The following is an 18,194-nucleotide window of genomic DNA, read 5'->3' on the forward strand; positions in this document are numbered from 1 at the left end:
CGTAATATGCGCACCTCGAGTTACTGACCGGAAGGTTGCTAACTCACTGCTCTTTAACAATTTATCAGACAATCTGTGTGGGCACTCGCAAGACGATATCGAAGCCTGTTTCGGCAGGCAGAAGCAATATCAAAGTCTTGAAGAGTGACCAAAGCAGTACACATTTGAACTTCGGTTCGAATGCATATTTGCAGAAAGTAATCTTTGAGCATCGCTACTTTCATTAGTAGCAAATCAAACAAATCTTAAATTGAAGAGTTTGATCATGGCTCAGATTGAACGCTGGCGGCAGGCCTAACACATGCAAGTCGAGCGGCAGCGGAAAGTAGCTTGCTACTTTGCCGGCGAGCGGCGGACGGGTGAGTAATGTCTGGGAAACTGCCTGATGGAGGGGGATAACTACTGGAAACGGTAGCTAATACCGCATGACCTCGCAAGAGCAAAGTGGGGGACCTTCGGGCCTCACGCCATCGGATGTGCCCAGATGGGATTAGCTAGTAGGTGAGGTAATGGCTCACCTAGGCGACGATCCCTAGCTGGTCTGAGAGGATGACCAGCCACACTGGAACTGAGACACGGTCCAGACTCCTACGGGAGGCAGCAGTGGGGAATATTGCACAATGGGCGCAAGCCTGATGCAGCCATGCCGCGTGTGTGAAGAAGGCCTTCGGGTTGTAAAGCACTTTCAGCGAGGAGGAAGGCAGTCGTGTTAATAGCACGATTGATTGACGTTACTCGCAGAAGAAGCACCGGCTAACTCCGTGCCAGCAGCCGCGGTAATACGGAGGGTGCAAGCGTTAATCGGAATTACTGGGCGTAAAGCGCACGCAGGCGGTTTGTTAAGTCAGATGTGAAATCCCCGCGCTTAACGTGGGAACTGCATTTGAAACTGGCAAGCTAGAGTCTTGTAGAGGGGGGTAGAATTCCAGGTGTAGCGGTGAAATGCGTAGAGATCTGGAGGAATACCGGTGGCGAAGGCGGCCCCCTGGACAAAGACTGACGCTCAGGTGCGAAAGCGTGGGGAGCAAACAGGATTAGATACCCTGGTAGTCCACGCTGTAAACGATGTCGACTTGGAGGTTGTGCCCTTGAGGCGTGGCTTCCGGAGCTAACGCGTTAAGTCGACCGCCTGGGGAGTACGGCCGCAAGGTTAAAACTCAAATGAATTGACGGGGGCCCGCACAAGCGGTGGAGCATGTGGTTTAATTCGATGCAACGCGAAGAACCTTACCTACTCTTGACATCCACAGAACTTAGCAGAGATGCTTCGGTGCCTTCGGGAACTGTGAGACAGGTGCTGCATGGCTGTCGTCAGCTCGTGTTGTGAAATGTTGGGTTAAGTCCCGCAACGAGCGCAACCCTTATCCTTTGTTGCCAGCACATAATGGTGGGAACTCAAGGGAGACTGCCGGTGACAAACCGGAGGAAGGTGGGGATGACGTCAAGTCATCATGGCCCTTACGAGTAGGGCTACACACGTGCTACAATGGCAGATACAAAGTGAAGCGAACTCGCGAGAGCCAGCGGACCACATAAAGTCTGTCGTAGTCCGGATTGGAGTCTGCAACTCGACTCCATGAAGTCGGAATCGCTAGTAATCGTAGATCAGAATGCTACGGTGAATACGTTCCCGGGCCTTGTACACACCGCCCGTCACACCATGGGAGTGGGTTGCAAAAGAAGTAGGTAGCTTAACCTTCGGGAGGGCGCTTACCACTTTGTGATTCATGACTGGGGTGAAGTCGTAACAAGGTAACCGTAGGGGAACCTGCGGTTGGATCACCTCCTTACCTAACGATACGCATTGCGTAGTGTCCACACAGATTGTCTGATGAATGTAATGAGCAAGAGCACCTGTTGATGTCGTGAGTTTCGACTCATGCTGACGCGAACGGTTAGATTTCGGTTTAATCGGTACTTCGTGTCCCCATCGTCTAGAGGCCTAGGACACTGCCCTTTCACGGCTGTAACAGGGGTTCGAATCCCCTTGGGGACGCCAATCCGATAATGTGTGAAAGACATTATCACTGGTTCTTTATGAACTAAAAAATATCTTAAAGATGACTTTAACGAGTCGTGTTTAAGATATTGCTCTTTAACAATCTGGAACAAGCTGAAAATTGAAACAATACAGCTGAAACTTATCTCTCCGTAGCAGTACTGAGATAAGAAGTAACCTGTATTAGAGTCTCTCAAATAATCGCAATGCGACAGGTTTTCGATGTCAAAAAGTGAGTGAGCGACGCAAAGGCAAGGCGTACCGCGCACAGCAACCGGAGTGAACTTAATGTTCATGAGGATTGCGCGCACGGAACAACACCGCATTTGTGAACGCGCAACCACTTTGAGCACAGAAACACCTTCGGGTTGTGAGGTTAAGCGACTAAGCGTACACGGTGGATGCCTAGGCAGTCAGAGGCGATGAAGGGCGTGCTAATCTGCGATAAGCGTCGGTAAGGTGATATGAACCGTTACAACCGACGATACCCGAATGGGGAAACCCAGTGCAATTCGTTGCACTATTGCATGGTGAATACATAGCCATGCAAGGCGAACCGGGGGAACTGAAACATCTAAGTACCCCGAGGAAAAGAAATCAACCGAGATTCCCCCAGTAGCGGCGAGCGAACGGGGAAGAGCCCAGAGTCTGAATCAGTTTGTGTGTTAGTGGAAGCGTCTGGAAAGTCGCACGGTACAGGGTGATAGTCCCGTACACAAAAACACACCTTCTGTGAACTCGATGAGTAGGGCGGGACACGTGACATCCTGTCTGAATATGGGGGGACCATCCTCCAAGGCTAAATACTCCTGACTGACCGATAGTGAACCAGTACCGTGAGGGAAAGGCGAAAAGAACCCCGGCGAGGGGAGTGAAATAGAACCTGAAACCGTGTACGTACAAGCAGTGGGAGCACCTTCGTGGTGTGACTGCGTACCTTTTGTATAATGGGTCAGCGACTTATATTTTGTAGCAAGGTTAACCGAATAGGGGAGCCGTAGGGAAACCGAGTCTTAACTGGGCGTCTAGTTGCAAGGTATAGACCCGAAACCCGGTGATCTAGCCATGGGCAGGTTGAAGGTTGGGTAACACTAACTGGAGGACCGAACCGACTAATGTTGAAAAATTAGCGGATGACTTGTGGCTGGGGGTGAAAGGCCAATCAAACCGGGAGATAGCTGGTTCTCCCCGAAAGCTATTTAGGTAGCGCCTCGTGAACTCATCTTCGGGGGTAGAGCACTGTTTCGGCTAGGGGGTCATCCCGACTTACCAAACCGATGCAAACTCCGAATACCGAAGAATGTTATCACGGGAGACACACGGCGGGTGCTAACGTCCGTCGTGAAGAGGGAAACAACCCAGACCGCCAGCTAAGGTCCCAAAGTCATGGTTAAGTGGGAAACGATGTGGGAAGGCATAGACAGCCAGGATGTTGGCTTAGAAGCAGCCATCATTTAAAGAAAGCGTAATAGCTCACTGGTCGAGTCGGCCTGCGCGGAAGATGTAACGGGGCTAAACCATGCACCGAAGCTGCGGCAGCGACACTTAGGTGTTGTTGGGTAGGGGAGCGTTCTGTAAGCCGTTGAAGGTGGCCTGTGAGGGCTGCTGGAGGTATCAGAAGTGCGAATGCTGACATAAGTAACGATAATGCGGGTGAAAAACCCGCACGCCGGAAGACCAAGGGTTCCTGTCCAACGTTAATCGGGGCAGGGTGAGTCGACCCCTAAGGCGAGGCTGAAAAGCGTAGTCGATGGGAAACAGGTTAATATTCCTGTACTTGGTGTTACTGCGAAGGGGGGACGGAGAAGGCTAGGCTAGCCGGGCGACGGTTGTCCCGGTTTAAGCATGTAGGCGGAGTGACTTGGTAAATCCGGTTGCTTATCAACGCTGAGGTGTGATGACGATGCACTACGGTGCAGAAGTAGTTGATGCCAAGCTTCCAGGAAAAGCCTCTAAGCATCAGGTAACATTGAATCGTACCCCAAACCGACACAGGTGGTCAGGTAGAGAATACTCAGGCGCTTGAGAGAACTCGGGTGAAGGAACTAGGCAAAATGGTGCCGTAACTTCGGGAGAAGGCACGCTGGCATTAGGTAAAGAGACTTGCTCTCGGCGCCGAAGCCAGTCGCAGATACCAGCTGGCTGCAACTGTTTAATAAAAACACAGCACTGTGCAAACACGAAAGTGGACGTATACGGTGTGACGCCTGCCCGGTGCTGGAAGGTTAATTGATGGGGTCAGCCGCAAGGCGAAGCTCTTGATCGAAGCCCCAGTAAACGGCGGCCGTAACTATAACGGTCCTAAGGTAGCGAAATTCCTTGTCGGGTAAGTTCCGACCTGCACGAATGGCGTAATGATGGCCAGGCTGTCTCCACCCGAGACTCAGTGAAATTGAACTCGCTGTGAAGATGCAGTGTACCCGCGGCAAGACGGAAAGACCCCGTGAACCTTTACTATAGCTTGACACTGAACATTGAGCCTTGATGTGTAGGATAGGTGGGAGGCATTGAAGTGTGGACGCCAGTCTGCATGGAGCCAACCTTGAAATACCACCCTTTAATGTTTGATGTTCTAACTCGGCCCCGTAATCCGGGGTGAGGACAGTGTCTGGTGGGTAGTTTGACTGGGGCGGTCTCCTCCCAAAGAGTAACGGAGGAGCACGAAGGTTAGCTAATCACGGTCGGACATCGTGAGGTTAGTGCAAAGGCATAAGCTAGCTTGACTGCGAGAGTGACGGCTCGAGCAGGTACGAAAGTAGGTCTTAGTGATCCGGTGGTTCTGAATGGAAGGGCCATCGCTCAACGGATAAAAGGTACTCCGGGGATAACAGGCTGATACCGCCCAAGAGTTCATATCGACGGCGGTGTTTGGCACCTCGATGTCGGCTCATCACATCCTGGGGCTGAAGTAGGTCCCAAGGGTATGGCTGTTCGCCATTTAAAGTGGTACGCGAGCTGGGTTTAGAACGTCGTGAGACAGTTCGGTCCCTATCTGCCGTGGGCGTTGGAAGATTGAGAGGGGCTGCTCCTAGTACGAGAGGACCGGAGTGGACGAATCACTGGTGTTCGGGTTGTCATGCCAATGGCATTGCCCGGTAGCTAAATTCGGAAGAGATAACCGCTGAAAGCATCTAAGCGGGAAACTTGCCTCGAGATGAGTCTTCCCTGGGGCTTTAAGCCCCCTGAAGGAACGTTAAAGACTATGACGTTGATAGGCTGGGTGTGTAAGTGCAGCGATGCATTGAGCTAACCAGTACTAATGATCCGTGAGGCTTAACCTTACAACACCAAAGGTGTTTTGGTGATTTGAGAGTAGATTTTCAGCGAATGTTCCGAGATTGGATTGGCTGGCTGACGAGAGTTTATCGTGAGCGAGTTGATTGAAACAGAATTTGCCTGGCGGCCATAGCGCGGTGGTCCCACCTGATCCCATGCCGAACTCAGAAGTGAAACGCCGTAGCGCCGATGGTAGTGTGGGGTCTCCCCATGCGAGAGTAGGACACTGCCAGGCATCAAATAAACAAAAAGGCTACCCTGATGGGTGGCCTTTTTTGCTTATGGTTCTGGCGTGTGCTATTCGAGCATGACATGCGACAAACTGCGCATGCAGTTTGAACAGCGTCTTGCGCTGGCCCCGAAGGGGTGAGACTCATCCTCAAGATGAGACGAATACTACTGCGCATGCAGTTTGAACAGCGTCTTGCGCTGGCCCCGAAGGGGTGAGACTCATCCTCAAGATGAGACGAATACTACTGCGCATGCAGTTTGAACAGCGCCTTGCGCTGGCCCCGAAGGGGTGAGACTCATCCTCAAGATGAGACGAATACTGTGACACTGCCAGGCATCAAATCAAGCCGAGACCCCATGCCAAAAGCGTGGGGTTTTTGCTATGTGTCAAAACCAAAACCAAAACCAAAACCAAAACCAAAACCAAAACCAAAATCCTTCTGTAATGCAGAAGTTTTTTTCTGTGTGTGATTCTGGCGTGTGCTACTCGAGCATCATATGCCGTTCAGCCCCTGAAAGAGTCAGACTCACCCCCAAGATAAGACGATCACTCGCTAACTCGAATGATCCATTTTTTTAGTTTTCTCCCATTTTTATAGCCCCCACCACAGAAAATAACCTTTATTTCTTTAAAATCATTCAATCTAAAATTGGAACGATGTTTTGATTGTGAGGTTTGAATGAATGCAAGTCTCTTCGTACGCACACTTGCACTGTCTGCGACACTTGCTGCTACAGCAGCGCAGGCCAGTTCAGTGACACATCAAAAAGAAGCCATCACCGAAAATAATCTCCCTGTTTTCTACCCACAGTTAAAAAAGCAGATGTCCTACCAAAGCTCATGGCTCGCCGGAAAATATACCGACTTCGCGCTATGGAAAAGTGATACTCGGAAAATCCTCAGACAAGCATTGCTCACTCCTGACTCAACCATTGCCTTTGCCGCAGAGAAGATCGATCAGCAAGATCGTGGGAGTTATGTTGCTGAAAAAATAGCATTAAATATTACTGATGAAAGCCGTGTTCAGGGATTGCTATTAACCCCCAAGCGGAAAGGCCCTCATCCGGCGATTGTTCTGCTGCATGATCACGGTTCTAAGTTTGATATTGGTAAAGAGAAAATGATCCGCCCGTGGGGAGAGAGCGCGCAACTCGCCTCGGCGCAGGCCTGGGCTGATAAATTCTTTAGCGGCAAGTTTATTGGCGATGAATTGGCGAAACGTGGCTATGTGGTGCTTTCCATTGATGCTATTGGCTGGGGTGATAGAGGCCCAATGAGTTATGAGCAGCAGCAGGCTTTAGCCAGCAATTTCTTCAATCTTGGTCGCTCATTAGCCGGCAATATGGCGTATGAGGATATGCGAACTGTTGATTTTCTGGCGACACTTCCGTCGGTTGATCGCCAGCGTATCGGGGCACTCGGCTTTTCTATGGGGGCCTACCGCGCTTGGCAACTGGCGGCACTGTCAGATAAGGTGGCCGCGACCGCCGCTATATCTTGGTTTGGAAACTATCAAGGCCTGATGACACCGGGCAATAATGTCCTTCGTGGGCAATCGGCTTTCTACATGTTGCATCCCGGTATCGCCAATAAGTTAGATTTCCCTGATATTGCCAGTTTAGCCGCGCCGAAACCGATGCTGCTTTTTAATGGCGGAAAAGATAAATTATTCCCGTCAGATTCCGTAGAGCAGGCTTACGGTAAAGTACATGCAATCTGGCGTTCGCAGAATGCTGAGTCGCGGCTGCTCACTCGCAGTTGGCCGGATCTTGGGCATGTGTTTTTCCAAGAGCAGCAAGATGTGGTTTTCCCGTGGCTGGACCGTTGGCTCAAGCCATAAAAAAAGGCCCTTAGGGGCCTTATCGCGATAAAATACTCTCAGTGAGAGCTGCTCTGTGACGCGCCCAAACCTGTTTGTGATCGTACGAATTGAGCTTTGAAACGCAGACGCTCTTGCTGACCCGCTTCTGAAGTATCGGTGATGGAGAAGAACCAGATCCCGACGAATGCCACTATCATTGAGAACAATGCAGGGTATTCGTACGGATAAATTGGTTTTGCATGCCCCAAAATCGTCACCCAGATGGTTGGGCCTAAAATCATCAAGATAACCGCAGTCAATAGCCCCAACCAGCCGCCAATCATGGCACCACGGGTGGTCAGTTTTTCCCAATACATGGAGATGAAGATAATGGGGAAGTTACAGCTGGCGGCAATGGAGAATGCCAAACCTACCATGAAGGCAATGTTCTGTTTTTCAAACAGAATCCCCAAGCCAATCGCCACGAACCCTAACACGACAACCGTGATTTTTGAGACTTTCAGCTCATCGCGTTCATTCGCTTTACCGTTTTTAATCACACTCGCGTAAAGGTCATGCGAAACGGCCGATGCTCCGGCTAGTGTCAGCCCCGCGACGACGGCGAGAATGGTGGCAAAGGCGACGGCTGAGATAAAGCCCAAGAAGAAGCTGCCACCGACGGCATCAGCCAGATGGACTGCCGCCATATTATTGCCACCCAGCAATGCGCCAGCTGCGTCTTTAAATGCGGGGTTTGGGCCAACCAACAGGATCGCGCCAAAGCCGATGATGAAGGTCAAGATGTAGAAGTAACCGATAAAGCCAGTAGCGTAGAACACGCTTTTACGGGCCTCTTTTGCATCACTTACCGTAAAGAAGCGCATCAGGATATGAGGTAAGCCCGCCGTACCAAACATCAATGCCAGACCCAGAGATAGCGCTGATATAGGGTCAGAAACCAATCCGCCGGGGCTCATGATGGCCAAGCCTTTAGGGTGAACTTTGACGGCTTCGCTGAATAATGTATTGAAGTTAAAGTTAACGGACTTCATCACCATTAGGGCCATAAATGATGCCCCGGCCAGCAACATCACCGCCTTGATTATCTGCACCCATGTGGTTGCCAACATGCCGCCAAACAGCACATACAGCACCATCAAGAGGCCGACTAGCACTACAGCGACATGGTAGTTCAAGCCAAATAGCAGCTGAATCAATTTACCTGCCCCCACCATTTGGGCGATCAGATACAGGGCAACCACGACTAATGAGCCACAAGCGGATAAGGTTCGGATGGGTTTCTGCTTCAATCGATAGGAGGCCACATCGGCAAAGGTATAGCGCCCCAGATTACGCAGACGTTCCGCGATTAAAAATAGAATGATTGGCCAGCCGATTAAGAACCCGATGGAGTAAATCAAACCATCGTAGCCGGAGGTGTAAACCAATGCCGAGATGCCGAGGAATGAGGCCGCCGACATAAAATCGCCAGCGATTGCCAGCCCATTTTGGAAGCCGGTAATCCGACCGCCTGCGGTGTAATAATCTTGTCGGGAGCGGGTCCGTTTTGACGCCCAGTAGGTGATATACAGTGTTGCGCCGACAAACAGAACGAACATCACGATCGCCTGAATGTTCAACGGTTGACGATGAACTTCGCCAGTAATCGCATCTGCCTGTGACAGCGCAGGCAGAGCCAGTAAGGAAAGTGCGGACCAATGGCGGATCTTCATTGCTTCACCTCGCGAAGAATTTCTGCCGTCAGACGGTCAAACTCGCCATTAGCACGAATTACATAAATACCAGTAAGAACAAAAGAGATAACGATCAGCCCCACACCCACGGGAATACCGCGAGTAATGCTGGAACCGGCGTAAAGCGGGGTACCGAGCCATTGTGGTTCGAAAGCAATAAGGAAAATGAAGCCGACATACAGCGCTAACGTAATTAGCGACAGTAGCCAGGCAAAGCGACCACGCTTTTGCACCAACTCTTTGAAACGCGGGTTATTTTCAATCTCTTGATAAATGCTGTCATTCATCAGAGTTCTCCTGTGAGGCATTAATTAAGGTTGCCGCCCGCAGGCGGCACAATTTACGACGGTGCTTGCATTGATTGTTTTTCTTCCAGTAATTTGTCCACGACACCCGGATCGGCCAGCGTAGAGGTATCCCCTAAATTGCTGGTGTCCCCCGCCGCAATCTTACGGAGAATCCGGCGCATGATTTTCCCTGAGCGGGTTTTTGGCAGTGAATCTGTCCAGTGCAGAATGTCCGGAGTTGCGATCGGGCCGATCTCTTTGCGCACCCAGTTACGAACCTCGGTATACAGCTCGGGCGTTGGCTCTTCGCCATGATTAAGTGTGATGTAGGCGTAGATTGCCTGCCCTTTGATGTTGTGCGGAACCCCAACAACGGCTGCTTCGGCAATTTTGGGGTGAGAGACTAATGCGGATTCAATCTCGGCGGTCCCTAAGCGGTGGCCTGAAACGTTCAACACATCATCGACTCGGCCAGTGATCCAGTAGTAGCCATCTTCGTCACGGCGTGCGCCATCACCACTGAAATACATGCCTTTAAAGGTGGAGAAGTAGGTTTGTTCGAAACGGTCATGATCGCCAAACAGGGTTCTGGCCTGACCCGGCCAAGAGTCAGTGATGACCAGATTACCTTCTGCGATGCCCTCCTGCGGATTGCCCAGATTGTCGACGATCGCCGGTTGTACACCAAAGAAGGGGCGAGTCGCCGAACCCGCTTTCAACTCAGTCGCACCCGGTAGCGGGGTGATCATGAACCCGCCAGTTTCCGTCTGCCACCAAGTATCGACAATCGGACATTGACTGTTGCCGATCTTGTTGTAATACCACTCCCACGCTTCTGGGTTGATTGGCTCGCCTACTGATCCCATGATGCGCAGTGAGTCGCGCTTAGTCCCTTCAATGGCCTTATCGCCTTCCGCCATAAGGGCGCGAATTGCGGTTGGGGCGGTATACAGAATATTGACCTGATGCTTATCGATAACCTGACCCAAGCGGTTGACGCCCGGATAGTTCGGCACACCTTCAAACATCAGCGTGATAGCGCCACAGGCCAACGGGCCGTAGAGCAGATAACTGTGGCCGGTAACCCAGCCGACGTCGGCGGTACACCAGTAGACATCACCGGGGTGGTAATCAAAAACATACTTAAAGGTCAGCGCGGCATACACCAAATAACCGCCAGTGGTATGCAATACCCCTTTCGGTTTGCCTGTGGAACCCGAGGTATAGAGGATAAACAGCGGATCTTCCGCACTCATCTCTTCCGCTGGGCAGTCAGCCGAAGCCTCTTTAATCAGATCATGCCACCATAAGTCCCGCCCCTCTTTCCAATAACTGGCATTGCCGGTGCGTTGGAAGACGACCACATTCTTGATGCTGGTGATGGCCGGGTTTTTCAGCGCGTCATCGACATTTTTTTTCAGTGGAATTGCACGACCTGCACGGATGCCTTCGTCGGCAGTAATCACCAATTTTGAGTTAGAGTCGATGATGCGGCCAGCCACGGCATCAGGAGAGAATCCACCAAAAATAACAGAGTGAACGGCACCAATACGTGCGCAAGCCAGCATGGCAACAGCGGCCTCTGGTACCATCGGCATATAGATAGCCACCACATCACCTTTTTTGATACCCAGTTTTTTCAGCACATTGGCAAACTGGCAAACATCATGGTGAAGCTGCTTATAAGTGACGGTTTTTGACTGGTTAGGGTCATCACCTTCCCAGATAATCGCGGTTTGATCACCACGTTCAGCTAAATGGCGGTCGAGGCAGTTGGCGGAAAGATTCAGCGTGCCATCTTCGAACCAGCGGATACTCACATGGCCGGGATCAAAGGAGGTGTTTTTTACCGTGGTATACGGCTTAATCCAATCAATAATCTTGCCCTGTTCACCCCAGAATTCATCCGGGTTCTGCACCGATTGTTGATAGTATTGATGATATTGTTCTGGGTTTATCAGGGCATGCGCTGCAATTGCAGTTGGAATAGGGTGTTTATGTATTTGGCTCATAATAGTTCTCCTTGGGATTGTTAATAATATGTCAATCAAAGGTTAATTATAGTGCGAGTGGGTGTTTTGTTTCTTTTTTGGGCGGCAGATCACGCATAAAAGATGTTGATTTAGAGACTTACTTAACGTGCTGCGTGGTGAATCGATATCTTAATGATAGGAGAGGGACTTTGAGGCCATGAAATAAAGGAAAGAAATGTGCTCGTCAGCTCATTTCTTGAGTGAAATAGAGATATTTAAACGCATGTATAACCCAGAGCGCTAACGTAGCGTGACTAATTCAGTTCAATACAACTAGTAAACCTAAAAATAGAAATTAAATTTACAACAGCAGGGTGAGACTATTTTAATATCGGATAGTAATTAAATTGGAATATATATTCCAGTTGGGAATATAGTAGTGAAAATAAAAAACGAATAGCATAATTATGCGATTTTATATTTCTCCACTTTAGAGAAAACTCGCACTGTATTTTGATTAAAAAACAGATTTTATTGTAGAATATCCAAGATAAATTCCGACTTTCGAAAGTGAAATTTAACAAAATAGAAACATAACGCGTCAAAAAATAGAACATTAATAGGATTTTTCTTGTAATTTAATTTAGCTTATTTTTTCTACTAATAGAGTTGGTTGTTATTTGCAATTGAGCTATTTTACTTTTTTAATAACAAATATTTACTGAATCTTAATGGCTTTTCAGGCCGATATTAACACTCACCGCGATGTGGGCTTTGTGTAAACAAGGCTTGCAGAAGCGTGTCCAAAAATGATACTGATTTATAACGTGGACGGCTGGCGGGAGGCCGTACCATAAGCTCCATCAACTATAGCCCCGTATTTAATGATTAAGTATTCCATTTGAAATGCTGGGTAACTTGCATTTCTTGGCATGCTTTGAGGGATTTTTAGGGTATGAAAAGTGTAAAAATAGGTTTGGCTTGGCAAATACTCATCGCGCTGGTATTAGGTATTTTGGTTGGTGCGATTCTGCATAATCAAATTGAGTCGAGAGAGTGGTTAGTCAGTAACGTTTTAAGTCCAGCGGGCGATATATTTATCCGCTTAATTAAAATGATTGTAGTACCGATTGTTATTTCAACCCTGATCGTCGGGATTGCGGGTGTGGGTGATGCGAAGAAACTGGGGCGCATTGGCCTGAAAACCATCATCTATTTCGAAGTGATTACGACCGTCGCGATTATCGTCGGGATTACCTTGGCGAATGTATTCCAGCCGGGGCATGGCATTGATATGTCGGCGCTGACGGTGGTGGATATCTCGCAGTATGAAAAAACCACCGAACAAGTTCAAAGTGGTAGCCACAGTTTGGTCAGCACTATCTTGTCGCTGATCCCTGCGAACGTCTTTGCCTCAATGGCGAAAGGCGATATGTTGCCTATTATTTTCTTCTCAGTGTTGTTTGGTTTAGGGCTGTCTTCATTGCCAAAAGAAACCAAAGAACCACTGTTGAACGTGTTTAAAGCTGTTTCAGAAAGCATGTTCAAAGTCACACACATGATAATGCGTTATGCGCCTATCGGGGTGTTTGGTTTGATCTCGGTCACCGTCGCCAACTTTGGTTTTGCTTCGCTGATTCCTCTCGCCAAATTGGTTATTCTGGTTTACGCCGCGATTCTCTTCTTTGCTTTAGTGGTGCTAGGTACCGTAGCAAGATTGTGTAAATTGCGCATTTGGACATTAATTCGAATTCTAAAAGATGAGCTGATTTTGGCCTATTCTACGGCCAGCTCTGAAACCGTGTTGCCGCGAATTATTGAAAAAATGGAAGCTTATGGCGCGCCTAAATCCATCACCAGTTTTGTGGTGCCGACAGGTTATTCATTTAACCTCGATGGCTCCACGTTATACCAAAGTATTGCGGCGATCTTTATTGCCCAACTCTACGGTATTGAACTCTCCATCGGCCAAGAAATTATTCTGGTGTTGACCTTAATGGTGACCTCAAAAGGGATTGCAGGTGTCCCAGGTGTCTCTTTTGTTGTCTTACTGGCAACATTGGGCAGCGTGGGTATCCCATTGGAAGGTTTGGCCTTTATTGCCGGTGTGGACCGTATTCTGGATATGGCCCGAACCGCGTTGAATGTGGTGGGTAATGCATTGGCGGTGTTGGTTATCGCCAAATGGGAGCACCAGTTTGACCATAAGAAAGCCAAGGCATATGAAAAAGCGTTGTTTGCACCGAAGCAAACACCGGTTAGCCAAGGTTAATATCAGGCGCACATCAGTGAGCGGATCATGGATTCATTAAGATTCGCATAAGAGCTGTTTGGCGATGAACCCCCTATCAGAGCAATACTGACAGGGGGTTTTTTATTGATGTTTATCATTCATGTTTCGCCAGTGAAGTTGCCGTAATTATGCATTTAATCCTAAGCGATACGACCAATGAATCAGCTCGGCGACTTTGTGCACATCCAGTTTTTTCATCATATTAAGCCGATGAGTCTCAACTGTTTTCTGGCTGATTGACAGCCGATCCGCAATAATACGGTTACAGGCACCCTCGGTAATCAGTTTTAGAATTTGTCGCTCTCGTGGTGTGAGAATGGGTTGGTTGCTCTTGTTGCCATGCGACGACATTTTACTCATTAACTCGCTATTCAGTGCAGGATCAATATAGCGTTTCCCGACCGCCACGGTTTGAATGGCTGCCATCAGAATCTGTTGTGGGCTTTTCTTTAAAACATAACCCAGTGCTCCACTGCTTAATGTTCTGCTGGCGTAATGTTCTTCATGGCGGGCGGTAAATGCCAAGATCTTCATGGTCGGCCAACGGCGAAGAAGCTGAATAATCACATCAAGACCATCCATTCCGGGCAGACCTAAATCAATAATAGCGATGTCCGGTTCGGTCTGACGACATAAGTTGTAGACGTCCAGCCCATTTTCCGCCTGACCAACAATCTGATAGCGCGGATAAGCCGAAAGCATATTTTTAATCCCATTAATAATGAGTTCATGATCGTCAACGATCAGTAGTTTCGTCTTCATAACGTTGTTCCTTCTACGTGATTGAAATAGGGTTACCGGAACTTCAAATTTAAAATAGCGAATGAATTATCTCGTCAAGACGAGAGATATCTTGTGATGTAATGGTGTCCTGATCCTCGATCGCTATTTCCAGTTGAATGGCGGCATTTTGTAATTCAATCAGCCCCGCTTGACCGGCACAGCCTTTTAAGGTGTGGATGATGTGCGACAAACTGGGGAGATGAGTGAGCGATTCATTTGCCTGCTGCACCAGTACTTTTAGAGACTGAGATAATTTCAGTCGAAGCAAATCGTCATCCAGATTTAATAGGGGTCTGGGGATTGAGATGTGGGGAGAGAGGCTAATATCGCGCTCAAGCTGAAATTGTGCGGCCAGATCCAGCACTTCTGCTAATTGGCAAAAAGTAATGGGCTTGGAGAGATAGTGATTCATCCCCGCTTGATAGGCCTTTATTTTTTCGTCAGGGTTAGTATTGGCGCTCAGCGCGGTTATCATGCAGCGATTATCACAATTAATCATATCCTCACGCCAACAGCGGGTGGTGGTCAGCCCATCCATACCCGGCATACGAATATCCATCAGCACCAAATCAAAACGCTGACTTTGGCCGAGATGCAGCGCGACTTCGCCACTCTCTGCCAATGTGACTTGATGCCCTAATTGTTGCAGCATCATGCCGGTAATATCACGATTCGTTTCTGCGTCATCGACCAACAATATGGACATGTGCCAAGGTTGTAGCGGAAGATTTTGCGATATCTCTTGCGTAGAGGGTACGGGAGCATGATGGCGACTCAGATATTTTTCTACTTTGGTATATAAGCGGCCCGGTAGGTAGTTTAACTCTTTATCGGTAAATGGCCCTAATGGCGAGAGTGACGACTCATTATTCGCAGGTGGGCAGATAATTCCCCAAGCAGATAATTGCGGGTGTAATGACGGAGGTGCACCTAATTTGCTGTTAAAAGGCTTTACGGGGATGACCCCATGGTACGGCAAACTTAATGTGAAGCGGCTCCCCTGGCCTAATTGACTGGAAAGCGTAATCTTCCCGCCCATCATTCTTGCCAGATTATCTGCAATCGTGAGTCCCAAGCCAGTACCATGTCGATGGTCACAGGCTTGGACAAAGGGACTGAATATGGCTTGCTGGTGCTGTGAATCAATACCACTGCCGGTATCTTCAACGGTGAAGCAGAGTTGATTGTCTTTACATTCGACATTCAGACTAATATGACCCTGTTGGGTAAACTTAATCGCATTGCCCAATAAATTAATCAGAATCTGTTTTAAATGTTGGCTGTCCAACTCAACTGATAAAGGGACTTCTGAGCTGACATAAGTCGAGAGAAAGAGTGATTGGCTCAAAGCTTGGCTATGAATTGTCAGCATGGCCTGATCCAATAAAGGTAATAGTGCTGTTTTTTCCTGCGACAACGTCATTTGGCCCGATTCAATGCGGGAGAAATCCAATAGATTATTGATGATTGCCAGTAAAGAGTGTGAACATTGGCGAGCAGTCTCCGCCAATCGATATTGTTCGGGGGTGAGTGCGGTATTTTGTAATAATTCGACTGCGCCTAAAGCCCCGTTTAGGGGGGTACGAATTTCATGACTAATGGTGGTCAGATGCACCCGCTTGCGGCGATGAGCTTGCTCGGCAGCCTGTTTTGATTTTGCCAGCGCGAGGGTTCGTTTCTCAACTTTCATCTCCAGAGTGTCGTATTGCTCATTCAATGCATCCAGTAACTTGTTGTAAGCCATAGCAATCATTCCTAGTTCATCCATGCGCTTAACGGGTAACCGTGGCTCCATCGCTTGTGGGCCGGTGGCACCAATAATATTAACGAAGTTCCATAGGGGGATTGCCAGGTAATAACGCAGTAATAGTGAAAGCACTAATGTGAGTAACAATAAAATAGCGAATGCAAAAGGTAATTGATGCAAAGCGGGCTTGGCCGCCTCCCAGGCAAAACCGACGCTGGGATAAATAACTAATTGCTGCCAACCCGGGCCTTTTAACTGCGTTCTCAACACCCAATAATCGGACGTTTGCTGCCAGCCATCATGCAAATGGATCTCTTTGAGCTGACGAAGAATTTCATGTAACTGGCTTAACGGTATATTTTGTTGAGATATCGGTAATAACTCGCCATTTTTATCCAACCATAAATTAATGTCCCGTTGTCCTATCGGCTGATTATCAGTGAGCAATTTATTTAGTTTTAATGAAAACCCAGCTAATGAGCCTTTTTGATCACCGGCGGCAACAGAAACATGCCAACCATTTTGCGCTGAATAGGTCGGTCTGCCCCAGAAAATATTGCCATGAGTCGGAAATAGCGGCAGCAGAAGTAATTCATTATGTCGTTGACTCAAATAGTCATTGGATACCGATTGAGACCGGAATAGGGTGATTCCGTCTTTACTGTTAATGGTAAAACTGTCGAGATGATAAGTTGTCTGGTGATTAATGAATGACGCCGCATCACGCTCAGCCCCTTCAAATTGGTCATTGCTTAAATTTGCACGTAATGAAGCCTTATGTGTTAATTCATTCACCCGTCGCTGACGTGTATCCTCATAGGAAAAGAGTGCCGTGGCCGAAATGGAAATTAACCCAATAGCCATTAATGTCATACCCAGTATCAATGTCAGTCGAGTGACGAGTGATGATGAAGTGTCCATAAAGTCACCTGAATTTTTTTCAGTACGCCACAATTAATAATTGATCTCAAGAATTATACTTATTTCATTACTGCTCGTTATAGGTTCATTTAATTATATAAAATATAAAGTCATATTTTCACCTTGTAGCGAAAAATTATATACAACGGGTAATGAAGCTGTCGTATTACAGGGGCGATGATCTTTTAACTGCTTGGTTATATATGCACAGCGACGGAATAGAATTAGGAAGAGGGAAGTTATTCCAGAATAAATTAAATATTGCCATGAGTTACCTCAGGTCTAGACCTGATATCTATTCTCGCTCATATTTGACAATCTTGCGCAAATTTAGCAACATCCTAAGGAATATAATGAAAACAATACAATTTATTCTATTTAGGCAAGAGGGGATATTACGCCACGAAGGGGCGTGCCATGTTGTCCCTGCGGGAAATCTGGTTATTGTTGACGAGCGGGCCACCGTCTCTTCATTTTCACAAAGCGCTTTTATTTCAATATTGTGTCACTCTATCGATCTGTTGCCCATCTATAAAAATCTCGCGAGCAAGATGGTACAGCCGAATAAATTTCGTTTACCCTATAAAATGTCTAATCGCTATAAAATATTGCCAGCAAGTCACGAGATTATTCATGCAGCTGAGCAGTTAATCAGCATAGAAAAGAGCAGCTCATTAACGTTTATCTACCTTTACTGTTTAGGATTGGACGCGGTCTATTTCTCCCGATTATTAGAATCAATCGTCGGCACAAATAACGAGCTGCTGGAGTTCTTTGAGAAGAATCGCCTCAATCCATGGAGCGTTTCGCGTTATGCCGATGAGTTAGGGATTTCGACCCGCAAATTGAATTTTCTATTCTATGAGAAATTCGGTATGTCGGCTAAACAGTGGCTGCTGGATCAACGGCTGAGAAAAGGCTGCGAATTACTGTTATCCACTCGGCTACGGGTGGCCGATATTGCCATGGAGTGCGGTTTTAGCAATCACGCTCATTTTTCAGATAGTTTTCGTCGCCGTTTCCAGCAGTGCCCATCCCATATGCGGTCGCTGATGGAGTAAAGGGGAGGCCAGAGGGATATCAACGCGCCAGTGAGTGAGTTAACTTTTGATTAACACCCCAATAACG

The 18,194-nt window shown here is 48.0% G+C and carries 8 protein-coding genes, 1 tRNA gene and 3 rRNA genes; 7 read left to right on the top strand and 5 right to left on the bottom strand.

What is annotated here, in order from left to right:
- Positions 1–247 precede the first annotated feature (247 nt).
- The 5 genes from HRD69_RS07055 (at position 248) to HRD69_RS07075 (ending at position 7,347) form a co-directional block, all read left to right on the top strand.
- A 16S ribosomal RNA gene (locus tag HRD69_RS07055) occupies positions 248–1,790 on the top strand.
- Between the two features lie 133 nt (positions 1,791–1,923).
- Positions 1,924–1,999: transfer RNA gene (locus HRD69_RS07060), tRNA-Glu, on the top strand.
- A 374-nt stretch (positions 2,000–2,373) separates the two neighbouring features.
- Positions 2,374–5,280 (top strand): 23S ribosomal RNA (locus tag HRD69_RS07065).
- Positions 5,281–5,394: 114 nt separating this feature from the next.
- Positions 5,395–5,510 (top strand): 5S ribosomal RNA (gene rrf, locus HRD69_RS07070).
- The 16S, 23S and 5S rRNA genes sit together here with 1 tRNA gene alongside, the layout of an rRNA operon.
- Positions 5,511–6,330: 820 nt before the next feature.
- Complete coding sequence (locus tag HRD69_RS07075; protein ID WP_172984640.1) at positions 6,331–7,347, top strand: dienelactone hydrolase family protein; 1,017 nt, start codon at positions 6,331–6,333, stop codon at positions 7,345–7,347.
- Between the two features lie 38 nt (positions 7,348–7,385).
- Here the strand turns inward: HRD69_RS07075 and actP are convergent, their stop codons facing one another.
- From actP to acs, 3 genes are read right to left on the bottom strand one after another with little or no spacing between them, the layout of a single operon-like run.
- Positions 7,386–9,041 carry a cation/acetate symporter ActP gene (gene actP / locus HRD69_RS07080; RefSeq protein WP_032813342.1) on the bottom strand — a complete coding sequence of 552 codons (1,656 nt, stop codon included), beginning with the start codon at positions 9,039–9,041 and terminating at the stop codon, positions 7,386–7,388.
- Entirely contained in the window at positions 9,038–9,349 is a 312-nt protein-coding gene (locus HRD69_RS07085) for a DUF485 domain-containing protein (RefSeq protein ID WP_004874055.1), read from the bottom strand. The genes actP and HRD69_RS07085 overlap by 4 nt, the downstream gene beginning before the upstream one ends.
- Positions 9,350–9,402: 53 nt before the next feature.
- Positions 9,403–11,361 carry an acetate--CoA ligase gene (acs, locus tag HRD69_RS07090; RefSeq protein WP_004874054.1) on the bottom strand — a complete coding sequence of 653 codons (1,959 nt, stop codon included), beginning with the start codon at positions 11,359–11,361 and terminating at the stop codon, positions 9,403–9,405.
- A gap of 916 nt (positions 11,362–12,277) precedes the next feature.
- Here acs and gltP point away from each other — a divergent pair.
- A complete protein-coding gene (gene gltP / locus HRD69_RS07095) occupies positions 12,278–13,594 on the top strand; it encodes a glutamate/aspartate:proton symporter GltP (RefSeq protein ID WP_004874053.1) in 1,317 nt (438 codons plus the stop codon).
- Positions 13,595–13,741: 147 nt separating this feature from the next.
- Here the strand turns inward: gltP and HRD69_RS07100 are convergent, their stop codons facing one another.
- Positions 13,742–14,377: a two component system response regulator gene (locus HRD69_RS07100; RefSeq protein WP_004874051.1), complete on the bottom strand. Its 636-nt coding sequence runs from the start codon at positions 14,375–14,377 to the stop codon at positions 13,742–13,744.
- A 49-nt stretch (positions 14,378–14,426) separates the two neighbouring features.
- Positions 14,427–17,066 (bottom strand): two component system sensor kinase, encoded by a 2,640-nt coding sequence (locus tag HRD69_RS07105; RefSeq protein ID WP_032813340.1) that lies wholly within the window; start codon positions 17,064–17,066, stop codon positions 14,427–14,429.
- Positions 17,067–17,419: 353 nt separating this feature from the next.
- Between HRD69_RS07105 and HRD69_RS07110 the strand changes: the two genes are divergently transcribed.
- The gene (locus tag HRD69_RS07110; RefSeq protein ID WP_004874049.1) at positions 17,420–18,127 is read left to right on the top strand and encodes a helix-turn-helix transcriptional regulator; all 708 of its coding nucleotides are present in this window, start codon (positions 17,420–17,422) and stop codon (positions 18,125–18,127) included.
- The last annotated feature ends 67 nt before the right edge of the window (positions 18,128–18,194 follow it).

The sequence above is a fragment of the Yersinia mollaretii ATCC 43969 genome (genome assembly GCF_013282725.1).
Classification (GTDB): domain Bacteria; phylum Pseudomonadota; class Gammaproteobacteria; order Enterobacterales; family Enterobacteriaceae; genus Yersinia; species Yersinia mollaretii.